Below are 3883 nucleotides of genomic sequence, written 5' to 3'. Positions count from 1 at the left end.
GCGCGACCCTCAGCGCCTCCCGACCAGCCCCCACCGGCAGCTCCTGCGCGTACGCCGTCGCCCCCGCCAGCGTCTCGCCCGCCTCGGCCGGCAGCGCGTCGCCCACCTGCCCGCGATAGACCACCGCCCCCACGCTGCCCAGCACCGCAACCCCCAGCGCCACCCCGAGCTCCGTACCGGTCTCGGAGATCGCCGAGGCCGACCCGGACTTCTCCGCCGGCGCCGACCCGACGACCAGATCGGTCCCGAGCGCGATCACCGGCCCGAAGCCGACCTCCAGCAAGACGGACGCCGCCACCAGCATCCCGACACCCGAGTCGGCGCCGACCTGGGTGAGCAGCAGGTAGCCGAGCGCGGAGACGAGCAGCGACGAGCCGATCAGGCGTCCCGGCCGGAACCGGCGGGCCAGCAGCGGCGATGCCATCGACGAAGCGATCAGCGCCACTGCCGACGGCAGCAGCCAAAGCCCGGACTCCAAGGCCGACTTGCCCGCGACCAGCTGCAGATACTGGGCGACGAAGAGGTAGACCCCGCCCACGGTCAGCGTGCCGACCAGCAGGATCACCAGCGCGCTGGTGAAGGTCCGGTCGGCGAAGAGCCGGACGTCGATCAGCGGATCGGCGAGCTGCCGCTGCCGGCGTACGAACCAGATGCCCGCGGCCACCCCGGCGGCCAGCGCCAGCAGCGCCCCCGTGTCGACCCCGTGCGCCAGCTCCTTGATCGCATACGTCACGGGCAGCATGGCCAGCAGCGAGAGCACCACGCTCGGCAGGTCGATGCGGCCGGGGCGCGGATCCCGCGACTCGGGCAGCAGCAGCGGGCCCGCCACCAGCAGCAGCGCCATGACCGGCACCCCGAGCAGGAACACCGAGCCCCACCAGAAGCGCTCCAGCAGCACACCCCCGACGATCGGCCCGACCGCCACGCCGACCGAGAACATCGCGGCCCACACCGCGATGGCGAAGCCGCGCTGCCGGGCGTCCCGGAACATGTTGCTGATCAGCGACAGCGTCGAGGGCATCAGCGTGGCACCGGCGATCCCGAGCAGCAGCCGGGCGGCGATGAGCAGTTCGGCGCTGGGCGCGTACGCCGCCGCGACCGACGCCGCCCCGAACGCGGTCGCGCCGGTGAGCAGCAGCCGCCGACGCCCGATGCGGTCGCCCAGCGTGCCCATGGTCACCAGAAAGCCGGCGATCATGAATCCGTAGATGTCGACGATCCACAGCAACTGGGTGCCGCCCGGCTGCAGTTCGGCAGTGAGGTGCGGCACCGCGAGGTGCAGCACGGACACGTCGAGAGCGAGCAGGAGGGTGGGCAGCGCCAGCACGGCGAGCCCGGCCCATTCGCGCGGGCCTGCGGCGGGTGCGGTGGCGGACATCTGAGTCTCCTTCGGGCGGCGGGAGTTCCCCGGTACGGGACCGACTCTCCCGCGCGCCGCTCTCGGTCTTCTCCAGGTCATCTCTAGGTCATCTCTCAGCGGCTGCGTACGGTTGAGAGATGCGATTCGGGGTGCTCGGTCCACTGGCGGTGTGGACGGACGGCGGGGAGCCGGTGAAGGTCGCCGAGGCGAAGGTGCGCGCCCTGCTCGCCGACCTGCTGCTGCACGAGGGGGCCGTGGTCTCCGCGGACCGGCTGGTCGACGACCTGTGGGGCACGGCGCTGCCCGCCAACCCGGCGGCCACCCTGCAGACCCGCGTCTGGCAGCTGCGCCGGACGCTGGAAGCGGCCGAGCCCGGCGGCAAAGGGCTGGTGGTCCGTGAACCCGGTGGCTACCGGCTGACGGCGGCGCCGGATGCGGTCGACGCGGCCCGCTTCGCCGCACTCGTGGCCCGAGCCCGTAACGCGAACGATCCCGCGGCCCGCGCCGCCGGGCTCACCGAGGCGCTCGCGCTCTGGCGCGGTCCGGCCTACGCGGACACGGCGGACGAGGACTTCACCCGCGCCGCCGTCGCCCGCCTCGAGGAGGACCGGCTCGCCGCCGTCGAGGACCTGGCCGAGGCGCGGCTGGCGCTCGGCGAACACGCGGCGCTCGTCGCCGAACTGGGCGAGCTGGCCGCCCGGCACCCCTTGCGCGAGCGGCTGCGCGCGGCCCAGCTGCGCGCCCTCTACCGCTCCGGCCGGCAGACCGAGGCGCTGGCGGAGTACGCGGCGCTGCGCCGCGTACTCGCCGACGAGCTGGGCCTGGAGCCGGGGCCCGAGCTGGCGGCGCTGCACCAGGCGATCCTGGAACAGGACCGTGCGCTGGAGCTCGCGCCGCCGCCGGTCACCGTCGATCCGCCGGCCGCCGCACCCAAGCTCCCCACCCCCGTCACCGAGTTGATCGGCCGCGACAGCGAACTCGCCGACATCCAGAAGCTGCTGCGCTCCGAACGCATGGTCACGCTCACCGGCCCCGGCGGCGTAGGCAAGACGCGCCTCGCGCTGGAGGCCGCCCGGCTGGCCGCGGACTGCTTCGAGGACGGCGTCCGGCTCGCCGAGCTGGTGGGCCGGGAGTGCTGCGACTCCCCCGTCGAGTCGGTCGCCGAGGCTCTGGGGGTACGGGACGCGGACGGCCGGCACACGGCGGACGTGCTGACCGAAACCCTGCGCGCCAAGCGGATGCTGCTCGTACTCGACAACTGCGAGCAGATCGTCGAGTCGGTCGCCCTCCTCGCCGGTCAGCTGCTGCGAGCCGCCCCCGAGCTGCACATCCTGGCGACCAGCCAGGAGCCGCTGGCCGTCGACGGCGAGCGGCTGTACTCCGTACCGCCGCTGGCTCCGCCCGGGGCCGACGACGCGGCCGAGCCGGTCGCACTGCGGCAGTCCGGCGCGGTGCGGCTGTTCCTCGCCAGGGCCGCTGCCACGGCGCCCGGGTTCCGGCTCGACGAGCGCAACGCCGCCGCCGTCGCGGCGATCTGCCGCCGCCTCGACGGCATCCCGCTCGCCCTGGAGCTCGCCGCAACCCGGGTCCGCGCGCTGGGAGTCGAGCGGCTCGCGGAGCGGCTCGACGACCGCTTCCGGGTGCTGGCGGCGGGGCGCCGGGACGCACCCGCCCGGCACCGGACGCTGCGCGCGACGATCGAGTGGAGCTGGGACCTGCTCGCCCCGGAGGAGCGGGTGGTGCTGCGCCGCCTCGCTGTGCACGCCGGCGGCTTTACGCTCGCGGCGGCGGAGGAGACGGGCGCGGACGAGGAGGGCGGCGGGGATCGTACGGACGACGTGGCTCGTACAGACGGCGCGGCTCGTACGGACGGCGCGGCTCGTACGGACGGCGCGGCTCGTACGGACGGCGCGGCTGCTACGGACGGCGCGGGCGGCCCCGCGCCCGCCACCGGAGTCGCCGCCGACGACGTCCCCGAGCTGCTCGCCCGCCTGGTGGACCGCTCCCTCGTCGCGACCGCCCCGGCCGCGGACGGCCACCGCTACCGGGTGCTGGAGTCCGTCGCCGCCTTCGGCGTGGAGGAACTCGCCGCGGCCGGCGAGGAGATACCCGTGCGCCTGCGGCACGCCGCGTACTACACCGCGCTCGCCGAGCGCACCGCGCCGCAACTGACCACCCGCGACCAGCTCGCCGGGCTGCGCAGGCTGGACGCGGAGTCGACCAACCTGCACCGGGCACTGGGCGCCGCGACCGCCGCGGGCGACTCCGGCCTCGCGCTGCGACTGGCGGGCGCGCTGGCCTGGTACTGGTTCCTGCGCGGCCGGCACCGCGAGGGCGCCAGATCACTGGCATGGGCGCTCGCGGTGGGGCCCGGCGAACCGGAGCGCAATGAGCTGCAGCCCGCCGCCGCTCGGCCAGGACCCGCCGCCACCAGACCGGACTCGCCCACCCCGCCGGACCCCACCACTCGCCGGGACGCCACCACTCGTCGGGACGCCACCACCCAGCCAGACCCCACCACTC

General features: G+C 75.2%; 2 protein-coding genes. One reads left to right on the top strand and one right to left on the bottom strand.

Annotated elements, in window-relative coordinates; genetic code table 11:
• Positions 1–1378, bottom strand: a 1378-nt coding sequence (locus tag G5C51_RS40485; protein WP_165245711.1) for an MFS transporter, incomplete at its 3' end; no start/stop codon positions are given.
• Positions 1379–1497: 119 nt separating this feature from the next.
• Between G5C51_RS40485 and G5C51_RS40480 the strand changes: the two genes are divergently transcribed.
• Positions 1498–3883 (top strand): ATP-binding protein (locus G5C51_RS40480; RefSeq protein WP_165245709.1); only part of this gene is annotated, 2386 nt, incomplete at its 3' end.

This window comes from Streptomyces coryli (genome assembly GCF_011044975.1).
GTDB lineage: Bacteria > Actinomycetota > Actinomycetes > Streptomycetales > Streptomycetaceae > Streptomyces > Streptomyces coryli.
Note: the sequence above shows the minus strand (reverse complement) of the source record. Positions and strands in the feature narration are given on the sequence as shown.